The 12600-nt window shown below is 66.2% G+C and carries 13 protein-coding genes; 7 read left to right on the forward strand and 6 right to left on the reverse strand.

From position 1 onward, the window contains the following. Positions 1 to 109: 109 nt before the first annotated feature. The 6 genes from FGK63_RS07030 to FGK63_RS07055 form a co-directional block, all read right to left on the reverse strand. The gene (locus FGK63_RS07030) at positions 110 to 1126 is read right to left on the reverse strand and encodes a molybdopterin-binding protein (protein WP_138840896.1); all 1017 of its coding nucleotides are present in this window, start codon (positions 1124 to 1126) and stop codon (positions 110 to 112) included. Next, positions 1123 to 2091 carry an XdhC family protein gene (locus tag FGK63_RS07035; RefSeq protein ID WP_138840897.1) on the reverse strand — a complete coding sequence of 323 codons (969 nt, stop codon included), beginning with the start codon at positions 2089 to 2091 and terminating at the stop codon, positions 1123 to 1125. Before FGK63_RS07035 ends, FGK63_RS07030 begins: the two co-directional genes overlap by 4 nt. 293 nt (positions 2092 to 2384) lie before the next feature. Then, positions 2385 to 2717, reverse strand: coding sequence for a hypothetical protein (locus FGK63_RS07040; protein ID WP_138840898.1), 333 nt, complete (start codon positions 2715 to 2717; stop codon positions 2385 to 2387). Between the two features lie 93 nt (positions 2718 to 2810). After that, the gene (locus FGK63_RS07045) at positions 2811 to 4061 is read right to left on the reverse strand and encodes a vWA domain-containing protein (RefSeq protein ID WP_138840899.1); all 1251 of its coding nucleotides are present in this window, start codon (positions 4059 to 4061) and stop codon (positions 2811 to 2813) included. Between the two features lie 58 nt (positions 4062 to 4119). Continuing rightward, positions 4120 to 5028 carry an AAA family ATPase gene (locus FGK63_RS07050; RefSeq protein ID WP_138840900.1) on the reverse strand — a complete coding sequence of 303 codons (909 nt, stop codon included), beginning with the start codon at positions 5026 to 5028 and terminating at the stop codon, positions 4120 to 4122. A 123-nt stretch (positions 5029 to 5151) separates the two neighbouring features. Next, entirely contained in the window at positions 5152 to 5586 is a 435-nt protein-coding gene (locus tag FGK63_RS07055; RefSeq protein ID WP_138840901.1) for an SRPBCC family protein, read from the reverse strand. 119 nt (positions 5587 to 5705) lie between these two features. Between FGK63_RS07055 and pyrC the strand changes: the two genes are divergently transcribed. From pyrC to FGK63_RS07090, 7 genes are all read left to right on the forward strand, one after another. After that, positions 5706 to 6743 (forward strand): dihydroorotase, encoded by a 1038-nt coding sequence (gene pyrC, locus FGK63_RS07060; protein WP_138840902.1) that lies wholly within the window; start codon positions 5706 to 5708, stop codon positions 6741 to 6743. 68 nt (positions 6744 to 6811) lie between these two features. Beyond that, positions 6812 to 7489 carry an orotate phosphoribosyltransferase gene (locus FGK63_RS07065; RefSeq protein WP_138840903.1) on the forward strand — a complete coding sequence of 226 codons (678 nt, stop codon included), beginning with the start codon at positions 6812 to 6814 and terminating at the stop codon, positions 7487 to 7489. A 199-nt stretch (positions 7490 to 7688) separates the two neighbouring features. After that, a complete protein-coding gene (locus tag FGK63_RS07070) occupies positions 7689 to 9179 on the forward strand; it encodes a replicative DNA helicase (RefSeq protein WP_138840904.1) in 1491 nt (496 codons plus the stop codon). A gap of 204 nt (positions 9180 to 9383) precedes the next feature. Beyond that, positions 9384 to 10418: an alanine racemase gene (gene alr, locus FGK63_RS07075; RefSeq protein ID WP_138840905.1), complete on the forward strand. Its 1035-nt coding sequence runs from the start codon at positions 9384 to 9386 to the stop codon at positions 10416 to 10418. Continuing rightward, positions 10415 to 11197, forward strand: coding sequence for an MlaE family ABC transporter permease (locus FGK63_RS07080; protein WP_138840906.1), 783 nt, complete (start codon positions 10415 to 10417; stop codon positions 11195 to 11197). The genes alr and FGK63_RS07080 overlap by 4 nt, the downstream gene beginning before the upstream one ends. Then, positions 11194 to 11940, forward strand: a complete 747-nt coding sequence (locus FGK63_RS07085) for an ABC transporter ATP-binding protein (protein ID WP_138840907.1) — start codon at positions 11194 to 11196, stop codon at positions 11938 to 11940. Before FGK63_RS07080 ends, FGK63_RS07085 begins: the two co-directional genes overlap by 4 nt. A 75-nt stretch (positions 11941 to 12015) precedes the next feature. Further along, the gene (locus FGK63_RS07090; protein WP_138840908.1) at positions 12016 to 12462 is read left to right on the forward strand and encodes a paraquat-inducible protein A; all 447 of its coding nucleotides are present in this window, start codon (positions 12016 to 12018) and stop codon (positions 12460 to 12462) included. Positions 12463 to 12600 lie beyond the last annotated feature (138 nt).

A 12600-nucleotide genomic window follows, 5' to 3' on the forward strand; every position in this document is an offset into this window, starting at 1 on the left:
AGATCCTCCCTTTTGGTTTTTCTCCCTTGGCGGGGAGTTAAGCATGGCGACCGGGGTTTGAGAACAGGTTTCTTCGTTCTTTCGACTAAGGTCTAACTTGTTTCCCCATTTACGAAATGGAACCGCCGCGCGGTTTTCCCGAGCGCGGCTGCGGGCGGGTCGGGATTTCCTTGAGCAGGCCGCCCACCCCCATCGCGGCGATGTCGGCGCCGGTCGTCTCGATCCCGCAGGCGACGCGGGAAAGCACCCAGTCGGCCCCGTTCAGCGCGGGCGACCGGGCGCAGCCCGGCAGGCCGATCACGGGGCGTCCGCCGGCGTCACCCAGGAACAGGAGGTTGCCGGGATCGACCGGCATCCCGAAGCGGTCCACGCTGCCGCCGGCGGCGCGCACGGCGCTGGGGCCGACATCGTCGGGGTCAGAGGTGGCCGAGCCGGTCAGGATCATCACAAGATCGCCCGCGACGTCGGAAATCGCGCCCGCGATCTCGCCGGTCCGGTGCGGCACGGTGCGGATGTCGGCCAGTTCCATGCCCAACGCCTCGACCCGGCCGCGAATCGCGGCGATGCCCTTTTCGTTCGGAGGGCCACCCGGGATCTCGGTGACCACCAGTCCGGCGCTGGCATGGATGGCGCGCCTCAGGCGGATGGCGTCCTGCGCCTGTTCCGCGGCGCGTTCCACATCCGCGCGCGGCACCGCGTAGGAGATCACCTTGATCGTCGCCACCATGCCGCCCGCGCCCATCTGCTGGTATTGCGGCACCGTCGCGACGGTGATCATCGGATGCACCCGGTTGAACCGCTCGATCGCGGCCACGTCGAGCGTCACAACGCCGGGCGCGTCCGCCACGATGTTGACGCGGCCCGTGAACGGGTCGGTGACGCGCAGGTTGACCGTGGCCGGATCGGGCACCAGCGCGCGGGCAAGCAACTGCGCGGCCTCGTCCTCGTGGCAGTCGCCCGGCTCCATCCGGGCGACGATCACCTCGTCGATGCCCGCGGCGGTCAGGATCCCGAGCTGTTCGGCCTGCAGCTTCATGCCCTTGCGCAGCTTGCGTTCGCCGGCCTTGACCGAATGCGCCAGAATCGCGCCTTCGGCCTCGGCCACCGGAACGGGGCCGAACCTCATGCCTTGCCCCGCAGCACGGCGGTCATCTGGGCCAGGATCGCCACGGCGATCTCCGCAGGGCCGGCCGCGCCGATATCCAGCCCGATGGGCCCGTGAATGCGGCCGATCTGTTCGTCGGTGAACCCCGCCTCGTACATCCGCGCGACCCGCTTGGCGTGGGTCCGGGTCGAGCCCAGCGCGCCGATGTAGAACACGCCCGCGCCCAGCGCGGCCTTCAGCGCGGGATCGTCCAGTTTGGGATCGTGGGTCAGCAGCACCATCGCAGTGCGCGCGTCGAGCCCCAGCTTCGCCACCGCCTCGTCGGGCCAGTCGGTGAGGATCGTTTCGCCCGGGAACCGCTTGTCCGAGGCGAATGCCTCGCGCGGGTCGATGATGACCGGGTCATAGCCCGCGATCCGCGCCATCGGCACCAGCGCCTGCGCAATGTGGACCGCGCCCACCACGATCAGCCGCAGCGGCGGGTTGTGGACGGCGACGAAGGTCTGGCCGTCCTCTTCAAAGCCGGACCGGTCCATGCGCATCCGCTCGGGATAGGCGCCGCGCTTCAACTCGCGGTGGCCGGTCGCCATGTTGACCTCGTAGGCCAGCGCCTCGCGCCGGGACCGCGCCTCGACCAGTTCCGCCAGCATCGCCTCGGGCAGGACCGAGCCGACCGGCTCGACCAGCACCCGGATGGTGCCGCCGCAGGCCAGACCCACGGCAAAGGCGTCCTCGTCGCTGACGCCGAATTCCAGCAGGCGCGCCTCGCCCTCGTCGATGGCCTCGAGCGCCTCGACGATCACCGCGCCTTCGACGCAGCCGCCCGAGACCGAGCCTTCGATTCGTCCGTCCCCGCCAATGACCAGCTGCGCCCCCACCCGGCGCGGGGCGCTGCCCCAGGTCTCGACCACGGTGGCGAGGGCCGCGCCCGTGCCTTTCCGGTGCCAGCGCAGGGCGGTTTCGGGGCCGTTGTCAAATCTGTCCATCAGAGCCTCCCGGGTAGTTCGCACCAACATAAGGAGGTTTCGGGCAATGAAAAGCGGCCCGGCGGGAACACGGTTCGCCGGGCCGCAACGCGTGGCGGGTATTTTGGCGCGAGACGCCACGCGCATCTCTGTCCCCCGCAGGCCGCCCCCCGGTGCCTGTGGCCCCGGGCGGACGCAATGCGATCGGAGACCCCCATACACCCGGGCATCCGTTTTCTGCATGACATGGATCAAGCGGGACGGCGATCAGGTCAGCCTGCGCAGGAGCTTTGTGTCGCCCCAGCGCGTCAGGCTCAGGTATCGCCTTCGCCCGTCTGGGCGCCGGCGTCGGTCACCGGGTTTCGCGCGGTCATCCGGATCCGGCCGTCGGAGCTGAAGTAATGCACCAGCGGCCCGGCGAGCGTAAAGTGGCGTTCGAGATCCTCGGTATAGTCGCTGCCCGCCAGAGACAGCACCGCCGATTTCAGGGCCGCGGAAATCCGGGCCGGGTCGGCGGTGACTTCGGGCGAAAGCGTCATGCAGACCGACTGGGCCTGCCCGTCCAGGACAAGGCACATGGGGGTCTGGCCGGGATCACAGCACGCCGAACCGCCCGGAGGATCGACGCAATTCACGCAATTGGACATGCAAGCAACTCGTTCGTCGTGAAAGCCTTGGTAAAAGAGTAATTGCATTCGCCAGCTTTTTGAACAGCTTGCGGGCAGGAAGCGGCAAGCGTGTCACAGCGCGGCCATAAGGCGGGCCTTTTCGCCCACGTCATCGGGGCGCGAGATCACCTCGGCCAGTTCTTCGAGCGACGCGATCGAGTGACCGGCGCGGAAGCTGTCCACATGCGGCAGCATGGCGGCGACGCCGCGCGCCCTTGGCGCGAAGTCATCCCACCTGAGCAGCGGGTTCAGCCAGATCAGGCGGCGCGAGGACAGGTGCAGCCGCTCCATCTCGTGCGCCAGCTGTTCGGGTTCTCCGCGGTCCAGCCCGTCGGTGATCAGCAGCACCACCGCCCCCTGCCCCGTGACGCGCCGCGACCAGTCGCGGTTGAAGACGTGCAGGCATTCGCCGATCCGGGTTCCGCCCTCCCAATCCTGCGCCTCGGCGCCGGCGGCGGCAAGCGCCGCGTCCACGTCGCGCTGGTGCAGGTGCCGGGTGATGTTGGTCAGACGGGTGCCGAAGGTGAAGGCGTGGACCTTGGCCCAGCCCGCCCCCTTGGCGTTCGAGACTGCATGGAGGAAATGAAGGATCACGCGGCTGTACTGGCTCATCGAGCCGGAAATGTCGCAGAGCACCACCAGGTTGGGCCAGCGCGGGCGCGGCTGCATCCGGGCGATGTCGCGCAACTCGCCGCCCTGCCGCATGGCGGCGCGCAGGGTGCGGGCGCGGTCGATGCGGTGGCCCAGGTGGCTGGCCTGGCCGCGCCGCGACGGGATGGGTTGCACCGGCAGCGTCAGCCGCGCCAGCATCCGCCTGGCCTGCGCCATCTCGTCGGTGCTCATCTGTTCGAAGTCGAGCGTGCGCAGGCGCTCCTCGGTCGAGGCGGTGAGCGAGGCGTCGACCTCGATCTCGGTGTCTCCTTCCTGTTCCTCCGTTTCGGGCAGCTCGCGCTCGACGCCATCCAGCAGCGCCTCGGCGGCGCGTTTCTCGCCGGCCTGCGCCGCGCGTTCCTCCTGCACGCCCCGGATCGCAGGCAGCATCATCGCCATCATGTGTTCGAGATAGCGCGGGTCGCGCCAGTAAAGGCGGAAGACCTGGGCGAACACGGCGCGGTGTTCCGGGCGGCTGACGAAACAGGCGTGCAGCGTCCAGTAGAAATCACGGCGTTCGGTGAAGCCCGCCGCCTCGACCGCGCGGATCGCGTCGATCACCCGTCCGGTGCCGATCGGCAGGCCAGCCTTGCGCAGGGCCCGGGCGAAATGGGTGATGTTCTGCGCCAGCTTGGGATCGTCTGGGATGTCGAGCGGGAGTTGTTCTGACATCACGTTTCATGGGGGCGCTGCCCCCATACCCCCGGAGTATTTCCGAAAAGATGAAGCATCATGCCGGTTCGAGCGAAGCCTTGGCCTGGTCGAGGATGCGCTTGGCCTCGGAGCCCTGCAGTTTCTGGATGTCGTCCTGGTATTTCAGGATCGCGCCCAGCGTGTCGCCGATCACCTCGGGGCTGAGGTTGATGACGTCGAGCGCCAACAGGCATTTGGCCCAGTCGATGGTTTCGGCCACCCCGGGTTTCTTGAACAGATCCTCGGTGCGCAGCTGCTGGACGAAGGCCACCACCTCGCGGCTGAGGTTTTCCGCCGCTTCGGGGGCGCGCGCGTGCAGGATCTCGACCTCGCGGTCGAAATCCGGGTAGTCGACCCAGTGATAGAGGCAGCGGCGCTTGAGCGCATCGTGAACTTCGCGGGTGCGGTTCGAAGTCAGGATCACGATGGGCGGCTCGGGCGCCTTGACGGTGCCGAGTTCGGGGATGGTGACCTGGAAATCCGAGAGCGCCTCGAGCAGAAAGGCTTCGAACGGCTCGTCGGTGCGGTCAAGTTCGTCGATCAGCAGGACCGGGGCGCCGTTCTCATCCGGGCGCATGGCCTGAAGCAGCGGGCGTTCGACCAGGAATTCGTCCGAGAAAAGCTCGGTCTGCAGCGCCGCCCGATCGGCGCCGCCCGCCGCCTCGGCGGTGCGGATGGCCACCATCTGCGCGGGAAAGTTCCATTCATAGACGGCGGAAGATGCGTCGAGCCCTTCGTAACATTGCAGCCGGATCAGGCGCCGTTTCAGGCCCGCCGCCAGCGCCTTGGCGATCTCGGTCTTGCCGACGCCGGCCTCGCCTTCGAGAAACAGCGGCCGGCCAAGCCTGAGCGCCAGGAACACGACCGTGGCGAGCGCCCGGTCGCAGACATAGCCCTGGGCGCCCAGCATCTCCTGCACGGCATCGATGGTGTTCGGCTGGTCCATGTCCCTCTCCTGTTGCTTCGCCCAAGAGGTCACGACCGGGCGGGTTGGTCAAGTGATGTGTCCCCAGTGACTTGCATCGTCTTCGCGGGCTGGCAAGGGGACCAAAGTACATGCTCGGCCATACTAAGCCCTGAGCAGGCGCAGCCGCACATGGTGACGCCAGCGATGGGTCAGTCGCAGCCACAGGGCGATCAGCGGCGTCATCCAGCCGGCCTCGATTTCGATCGTGTCGATCAGTTCCGAGCGGCCGTCCTTGCCCGGCCGCACCTCGAGCCGGTGAACCAGATGGGTGCCATAGCCGGTTTCGTCGGACGTCATCTGGTGCTCGGCTCCGGTGCATCGCGTCACGACCATCTTGTAGGGGCGCGCCGGCAGGAAACCGAACAGGGACATGTCCACGTCGATGACCTGCCCCTCGCGCACCGGGCCGGACGGCAGGTGATGGAACCGCATCCAGGGCCTGGTCACCGCCTCGAGCGTATCGAGATCCGTGACCAGTTCGAACAACCGGTCCGGATCCGCCGGATAGACATGCCTGAAGGTCAGTTTCCGTATCACGACTCGCCCCTTGCCGGGCAAGCCTGCAACGGCGCGGCGGCTGTGAGAACCGCGCAAATTGCCTCGCCCCGGGACGGCGGGGCTTCCCCGTGCGACAAGCCTGTGCTAGCGGAAGCGCCATGACCCAAAGCCTCACGATCCGCCGTCCCGACGACTGGCACCTGCACCTGCGCGACGGCGCCATGCTGCAGGCCGTTCTGCCCGAAACCGCGCGTCATTTCGCCCGCGCGATCATCATGCCGAATCTGGTGCCGCCGGTGGTGACCGGGGCGCAGGCGGCCGAGTATCGCGAGCGCATCTTGGCGGCGCTGCCCGAAGGCATGGCCTTCGAGCCGCTGATGACGCTGTACCTGACCGAGGACACCGATCCCGAGGACGTGGCCGCAGCCCAGGCGAGCGGCCTGGTGAAGGCGGTCAAGCTGTACCCCGCCGGCGCGACGACCAATTCTGCCTCGGGCGTGCGCGATTTCGACAAGGTGCGCGGCGTGCTGGAGAAGATGGCCGAGATCGGTCTGCCGCTCTGCGTGCATGGCGAGGTGACCCATGCCGAGATCGACATCTTCGACCGCGAGGCGGTGTTCATAGACCGGGTTCTGGATCCGATCCGCCGGGCGACGCCGGGGCTGCGCGTCGTCATGGAACACATCACCACCGCGAACGGCGCCGATTACGTGCGGGCCAATGACGCGGATCTGGGCGCGACCATCACCGCGCATCACCTGATCATCAACCGCAACCACATCCTGGTCGGCGGCATCAAGCCGCATTACTATTGCCTGCCCGTCGCCAAGCGCGAGGAGCACCGGCTGGCGCTTCTGGCCGCTGCGACATCGGGCGACGCTCGGTTCTTCCTGGGCACGGACAGCGCGCCGCATACGGACGCCAACAAGGAAATGGCCTGCGGCTGCGCCGGCTGCTTCACCGCCACCAACACCATGTCGCTGGTGGCCGAGATGTTCGACCGCGAAGGCGCGCTGGACAGGCTGGAAGGCTTTACCTCGCTCCACGGCCCGGCCTTCTACCGCCTGCCGGTGAACGACGACACCATCACGCTGACCAAGGGCGATCCGGTGAGCTACCCGGCCAAGATCGAGACCGGCGACGGCCCGGTGACCGTGTTCGAGCCCGGCTTCCCGCTGCATTGGCGCGTGATCTGACTTCATCTTTTCGACAAATACTCCCGCCGGAGGCTCCCGCACTCTCCGCCCAGACCAAGGATTTGAGGATGATCCCTGCCAGCTTCCCCGAGAAATCGGAAATCGCCCGCCTGACCGCGCGGATGCTTCTGGAAATCAAGGCCGTGCATTTCAACGCGCGCGAGCCGTTCACGCTGGCCTCGGGCCTGCCCAGCCCGACATATATCGACTGCCGCAAGCTGATCTCGTATCCGCGCATCCGCTCGACGCTGATGGATTTCCTGACCGTCACCGTGATGCGCGACGCAGGGTTTGAGGCGTTCGACAACATCGCCGGCGGCGAGACCGCGGGCATCCCCTTCGCCGCCATGGTGGCCGAGCGCATGGCGCTGCCGATGACCTACGTAAGAAAAAAGCCCAAGGGCTATGGCCGCAACGCCCGGATCGAAGGTGCCATGACCGAGGGCCAGCGGGTGCTGCTGGTCGAGGACCTGACCACCGACGGCGGCTCGAAGCTGAGCTTCGTGGACGCCATCCGTGAAACCGGCGCGACCTGCGGGCACACGGCGGTGATCTTCTACTACGGCATCTTCCCGGAAACCGAAAAGACGCTGGGCGATCATGGCGTTCGCCTGCACCACCTGTGCACATGGTGGGACGTGCTGGCCGAAGCCAAGGCGCAGGGCGCTTTCGACCGGGAAACGCTGGACGGGGTCGAGGCGTTCCTCAACGACCCGCGCGCCTGGCAGGAGGCGCACAAGGGCTGACCCCTGGGAAGGCGGGGCGGCATCTTGCCCCGCCTGCCGAGTGGCGCGGCGAATTCCACTACATGTTGACGCATTGCGCCCCCGTCCTTCAATATGATGGGGCGCGGAGATATGCACAGCCTATCCCCAAAAACATACAATTTGCCCCGACTCGGAACACCGGGTTATGCCCGTGGCCCAAGGGACAACGAGAGCAGTAATGAACGAGATCCGCAGTTTCGAGCAGGCGCCGGCCGAGATTCAGAATGCCGACACGATGCCGCATTCGGTAGAGGCCGAGCAGCAGTTGTTGGGCGCGATCCTGACCAACAACGATCTTTATGACCGCGTCGCATCCATCATCGGGGCCGAGCATTTCTATGACCCGGTCCATGCCCGCATCTACGAGGTCGCCGCCGCCCGCATCGCCAAGAACGCGCTGGCCTCGCCGGTGACGCTGAAATCCTTCATGGCCGAGGATGAGGGGCTGAAGGAGCTGGGCGGACCGGCCTATCTGGTCAAGCTGGCCGGCGCCTCGATCAGCGCCTTTGCGGTGCGCGACTATGCCCAGATGATCTATGACCTGGCGATCCGGCGCGAGCTGATCCGGCTGGGCCGCGACATCTCGGACAAGGCCGCAAGGGTGGACGTGACGAGCGAGCCAAAAGAACAGATCGTGGAGGCCGAGCAGAAACTCTATCAGCTATCCGAGCAGGGCCAGACCGAGTCGGGGTTCAAATCCTTCCTCAAGGCCGTCACCGAGGCCGTGAACGTCACCAACGAAGCATATCAGCGTGGCGGCGGCATGGCGGGCATCTCGACCGGTCTGGCCGATCTGGACAAGCAGTTGGGCGGGCTGCACCCGTCCGACCTGATCATCCTTGCGGGGCGTCCCTCGATGGGCAAGACCTCGCTGGCCACCAACATCGCCTTCAACGTCGCCCGGGCCTACAAGCGCGGGACCAAGCCCGACGGGAACGAAGGCGCGATCGATGGCGGCGTCGTCGGGTTCTTTTCGCTGGAAATGAGCGCCGAGCAGCTGGCCGGCCGGGTTCTGGCCGAGGCGTCCGAGATCAGTTCGCACAAGATCCGCCAGGGCGACATGACCGAGGCCGAATTCCGCCGCTTCGTGGACGCCGCCAAAGAGCTGGAGGCCTGTCCCCTTTTCATCGACGACACCCCCGCCCTGCCGATCTCGCAGCTTGCGGCGCGCGCGCGGCGGCTCAAGCGGACACATGGGCTCGACCTGCTGGTGATCGACTACCTGCAGCTTTGCCGGGGCATGGCCGACAACCGGGTGAACGAGATCGCCGAGATTTCCATGGGCATGAAGGCCATCGCCAAGGAGCTGAACATCCCGGTGATCGCCCTTTCTCAGCTTTCGCGCCAGGTGGAAAGCCGTGACGACAAGCGCCCGCAGCTATCGGACCTGCGGGAATCGGGCTCGATCGAGCAGGACGCCGACGTGGTGATGTTCGTGTTCCGCGAGGAATACTACAAGGAGCGCGAAAAGCCCGGAGATCACGAGCTGGACAAGATGGAGGAATGGAAGCAGGCGATGGAACGGCTGCACGGCAAGGCCGAAGTCATCGTGGGCAAGCAGCGCCACGGCCCCATCGGCACGGTGGAACTGTCCTTCGAGGCGCAGTTCACCCGTTTCGGCAATCTGGTCAAGCCCTGGCAGCAGGGCGGTCAGGTGGAAGGCTACTGAACAACGGACCGGCAGGCGAACGATCAGGTCGCCCGGCCCGTTTTGCCTCCGGTCTGAAAACAATGACGATTTTCGAGCCGCGCGACGCGATCCGCGGCTTCAAGCCAAACATGGTTTCTCCGATTTGCCCGGCGGCTGGTACAAACCGTCCCATTTCGGGGCATTCCCTCTTGACCTGAGAAACACCGGTGTCATGAACGGATCATGAGTACGGCACGTCTGACCATCAACCTCCACGCGCTTGCCCGGAACTGGCGGGCGCTTGACGCCAAGTCCGCCGCAGAGACCGGCGCGGTGGTCAAGGCGGATGCCTATGGGCTGGGCGCCGGCCCCGTTTCGGATGCGCTGGTCGAGGCGGGCGTGCGCAAGTTCTTCGTGGCGGTAGCCGAGGAAGGCGCCGCGGTGCGCGAGGCCGTGGGGTCTGGCCCCATGATCGCCGTGTTCTCGGGCCACATGGAAGGCGATACCGACCTGCTGCGCCAGCATAGCCTGGTGCCGCTGATCAATTCGGCGGAGCAGCTGCTGCGGCATTTCGAGGCGCTGCCGGATCATCCTTTCGGCATCCAGCTGGACAGCGGGATGAATCGGCTGGGGATGGAACCCGCCGACTGGGCGGAGCTTCGCGACAAGGCGCTGAGCCGGAAACCGGTCCTCATCACGTCCCACCTGGCCTGCGCGGACGAACCGGACCACGCGATGAACGCCAAACAACTAAGCGTTTTCAAAGCGATGACGGACGGAGTTAAAGTCCCTCGGTCGCTGGCGGCAACGGGCGGCATCCTGCTGGGGCGCGAGTACCATTTCGACCTGTGCCGCCCCGGCATCGGCCTTTACGGCGGCATGCCCTTTGATGAGGCGCGGCCGGTGGTGAAAGTCGATCTGCCGGTGATCCAGATCCGCGATGTCGCGGTCGGGGAAACGGTGGGCTACGGCAACACCTGGACCGCGCGCCGCCCCTCGCGGATCGCGACGGTGGCGGCCGGCTACGCCGACGGACTGCACCGCGCCATCGGCGGCGGCATCGACGCCTTCGCCTCGGGCCAGCCCTGCCCGGTGGTCGGGCGCATCTCGATGGACCTGATCACCGTGGACGTGACCGACCTGACGAAAACGCCGACCTCGCTGCGCATCCTGAACGGCCATCAGACCGTCGACGATCTGGCCGAAGCAGCGGGCACCATCGGTTATGAAATCCTGACCTCGCTGGGATCGCGCTATTCGCGGGGCTACGTGGAATGAACCTTTTTGCCGGACTGGCCGGGCTGGGCCGATCGGTCCTGACCCTGCTTGCCGCCTTTGGCCGGGTCGCGTTGTTCACGCTGGACGCCCTGTCCCACATCGTGCGCCCTCCCTTCTACCCTCGTGAATTCGGCGTGGCGCTGATGCACATGGGCTGGCTGTCGCTGCCGGTCGTCGGCCTGACCGCGGTCTTCACCGGCGGGGCGCTGGCGCTGCAGATCTATGCCGGCGGCGCCCGCTTCAACGCCGAGGCCGTGGTGCCGCAGATCGTGGCCATCGGCATGGTGCGCGAGTTGGGGCCGGTTCTGGTGGGGCTGATGATCGCCGCCCGCGTCACCTCGTCGATCGCCGCCGAGATCGCGACGATGAAGGTGACCGAGCAGATCGACGCGCTGGTGACGCTGTCCACCCATCCGATGAAATACCTGGTCGCCCCGCGCGTGCTGGCGGCGCTGCTCACCGTTCCGGTTCTGGTGGGCGTCGGCGACGTGATCGGCGTCGCCGGCGGCTACGTGGTGGCGACCGAGAACCTGGGCTTCAACGCGGCGGCCTATCTCAAGAACACGGTGGATTTCCTGGAGCCGCTCGACATCGTCTCGTCGCTGGTCAAGGGGGCGGCCTTCGGCGTGATCGCGGCCGTCATGGGGTGCTATTACGGCATGACCTCGGGCCGTGGCGCGCAAGGCGTGGGCCGCGCCACCAAGGGCTCGGTCGAGGCCGCCGCGGTGCTGATCCTTGCCGCCAACTTCGTGCTGACGGGGGTGTTCTTCTCGATATGATCCGGATGGAGAACGTACACAAGGCCTTTGACGACAACCGTGTCCTGCGGGGCATGAACCTGGAGATTCCCAAGGGAACCTCGATGGTCGTCATCGGCGGTTCGGGCACCGGCAAATCCGTGGCCCTGAAGTGCATCCTGGGGCTGATCACGCCGGATAGCGGCAAGATCCACGTGGACGGCCAGGACGCCGCGCAGGGCGACCGCGACGCCTTTCTCGCCCGGTTCGGGATGCTGTTCCAGGGCGGCGCGCTGTTCGATTCGCTGCCCGTCTGGCAGAACGTGGCCTTTCGCCTGCTGCGCGGCTCGCTGAAGCGCCCCGTCGAGGAAGCCCGCGAGATCGCCATCGAAAAGCTGCGCCGGGTCGGTCTGCGCGAGAACGTGGCCGACCGCTTTCCTGCCGAACTGTCGGGGGGGATGCAGAAACGCGTGGGCCTTGCCCGCGCCATCGCCGCCGAGCCCGAGATCATCTTTTTCGACGAACCGACCACCGGGCTCGACCCGATCATGTCGGGCGTCATCAACGACCTGATCCGCGAAATCGTGACCGAGATGGGCGCGACGGCCATGACCATCACCCATGACATGAGCTCGGTCCGGGCGATTGCCGACAACGTGGCCATGTTGCATGACGGCGTGATCCAGTGGACGGGGCCGGTTTCCGAGATGGACGCCAGCGGCGATCCCTACCTGGAGCAGTTCATCCACGGCCGCGCCGAAGGGCCGATCGAGGCGGTGCGGTGATCCGCGACACGGAAGCTTGCCGTTTCAGGTGACAGGCACTAGGTGGGAAAGGTTGTTTTCACCAGGCTCACGGTCATGCCCCTCCGCCTTGCCACCCTGTCGCTGCTGATCCTCTACCCCATCGCGTGGTTCGCGCCGCTGATGCGGGCCGGGCTGTTGCCGATTTTTGGCCTGTCCGAGATCAGCGTCATCACCGGGCTGCAGTCGCTGTGGCGGTCGGACGTGTTCCTGGCGCTGGTGGTGACCGCCTTTGCGCTGTTTGCGCCCTATATCAAGACGATCGGGCTGGCGCTGGTGCAGTGGGATCTGCTGGATCCGCGCGTTCAGCCGGTGCTGCACGTTCTGGGCAAGCTTGCCATGGCCGATATCTTCCTGATCGCGCTCTACATCACGCTGGCCAAGGGCATCTCGTACGCAACAATCGAGACCGCCTGGGGTCTTTATCTGTTCACGGGCTGCATTCTGGCCTCGTTCGTGCTGGGTTATATGACAGAATTGCAACTCAGATCACGAAACTCATAGAGAGAATTGATTATGCTCGGAATGTGCGTACCATATATACCATTCGAGCAGTGATATTTTTAGTTTTCGGATCCGCTGCGGATCGTCGTGATAGGTTCATGGTTCCTCCGCTCCGGGTCCGGCTCAAAGCCGGTTTTC

The organism is Ruegeria sediminis (assembly GCF_005938215.1).
GTDB classification, from domain to species: Bacteria; Pseudomonadota; Alphaproteobacteria; order Rhodobacterales; family Rhodobacteraceae; genus Ruegeria; species Ruegeria sediminis.

What these genes read in the sequence shown, in the direction of transcription:
- pyrC (WP_138840902.1), top strand. Translation starts at nt 5,706, where the DNA reads ATGACCCAAAGCCTCACGATCCGCCGTCCCGACGACTGGCACCTGCAC.
- alr (WP_138840905.1), top strand. Translation starts at nt 9,384, where the DNA reads ATGAGTACGGCACGTCTGACCATCAACCTCCACGCGCTTGCCCGGAAC.
- FGK63_RS07090 (WP_138840908.1), top strand. Translation starts at nt 12,016, where the DNA reads ATGCCCCTCCGCCTTGCCACCCTGTCGCTGCTGATCCTCTACCCCATC.
- FGK63_RS07070 (WP_138840904.1), top strand. Translation starts at nt 7,689, where the DNA reads ATGAACGAGATCCGCAGTTTCGAGCAGGCGCCGGCCGAGATTCAGAAT.
- FGK63_RS07080 (WP_138840906.1), top strand. Translation starts at nt 10,415, where the DNA reads ATGAACCTTTTTGCCGGACTGGCCGGGCTGGGCCGATCGGTCCTGACC.
- FGK63_RS07030 (WP_138840896.1), bottom strand. Translation starts at nt 1,126, where the DNA reads ATGAGGTTCGGCCCCGTTCCGGTGGCCGAGGCCGAAGGCGCGATTCTG.
- FGK63_RS07050 (WP_138840900.1), bottom strand. Translation starts at nt 5,028, where the DNA reads ATGGACCAGCCGAACACCATCGATGCCGTGCAGGAGATGCTGGGCGCC.
- FGK63_RS07045 (WP_138840899.1), bottom strand. Translation starts at nt 4,061, where the DNA reads ATGTCAGAACAACTCCCGCTCGACATCCCAGACGATCCCAAGCTGGCG.
- FGK63_RS07035 (WP_138840897.1), bottom strand. Translation starts at nt 2,091, where the DNA reads ATGGACAGATTTGACAACGGCCCCGAAACCGCCCTGCGCTGGCACCGG.
- FGK63_RS07065 (WP_138840903.1), top strand. Translation starts at nt 6,812, where the DNA reads ATGATCCCTGCCAGCTTCCCCGAGAAATCGGAAATCGCCCGCCTGACC.
- FGK63_RS07040 (WP_138840898.1), bottom strand. Translation starts at nt 2,717, where the DNA reads ATGTCCAATTGCGTGAATTGCGTCGATCCTCCGGGCGGTTCGGCGTGC.
- FGK63_RS07085 (WP_138840907.1), top strand. Translation starts at nt 11,194, where the DNA reads ATGATCCGGATGGAGAACGTACACAAGGCCTTTGACGACAACCGTGTC.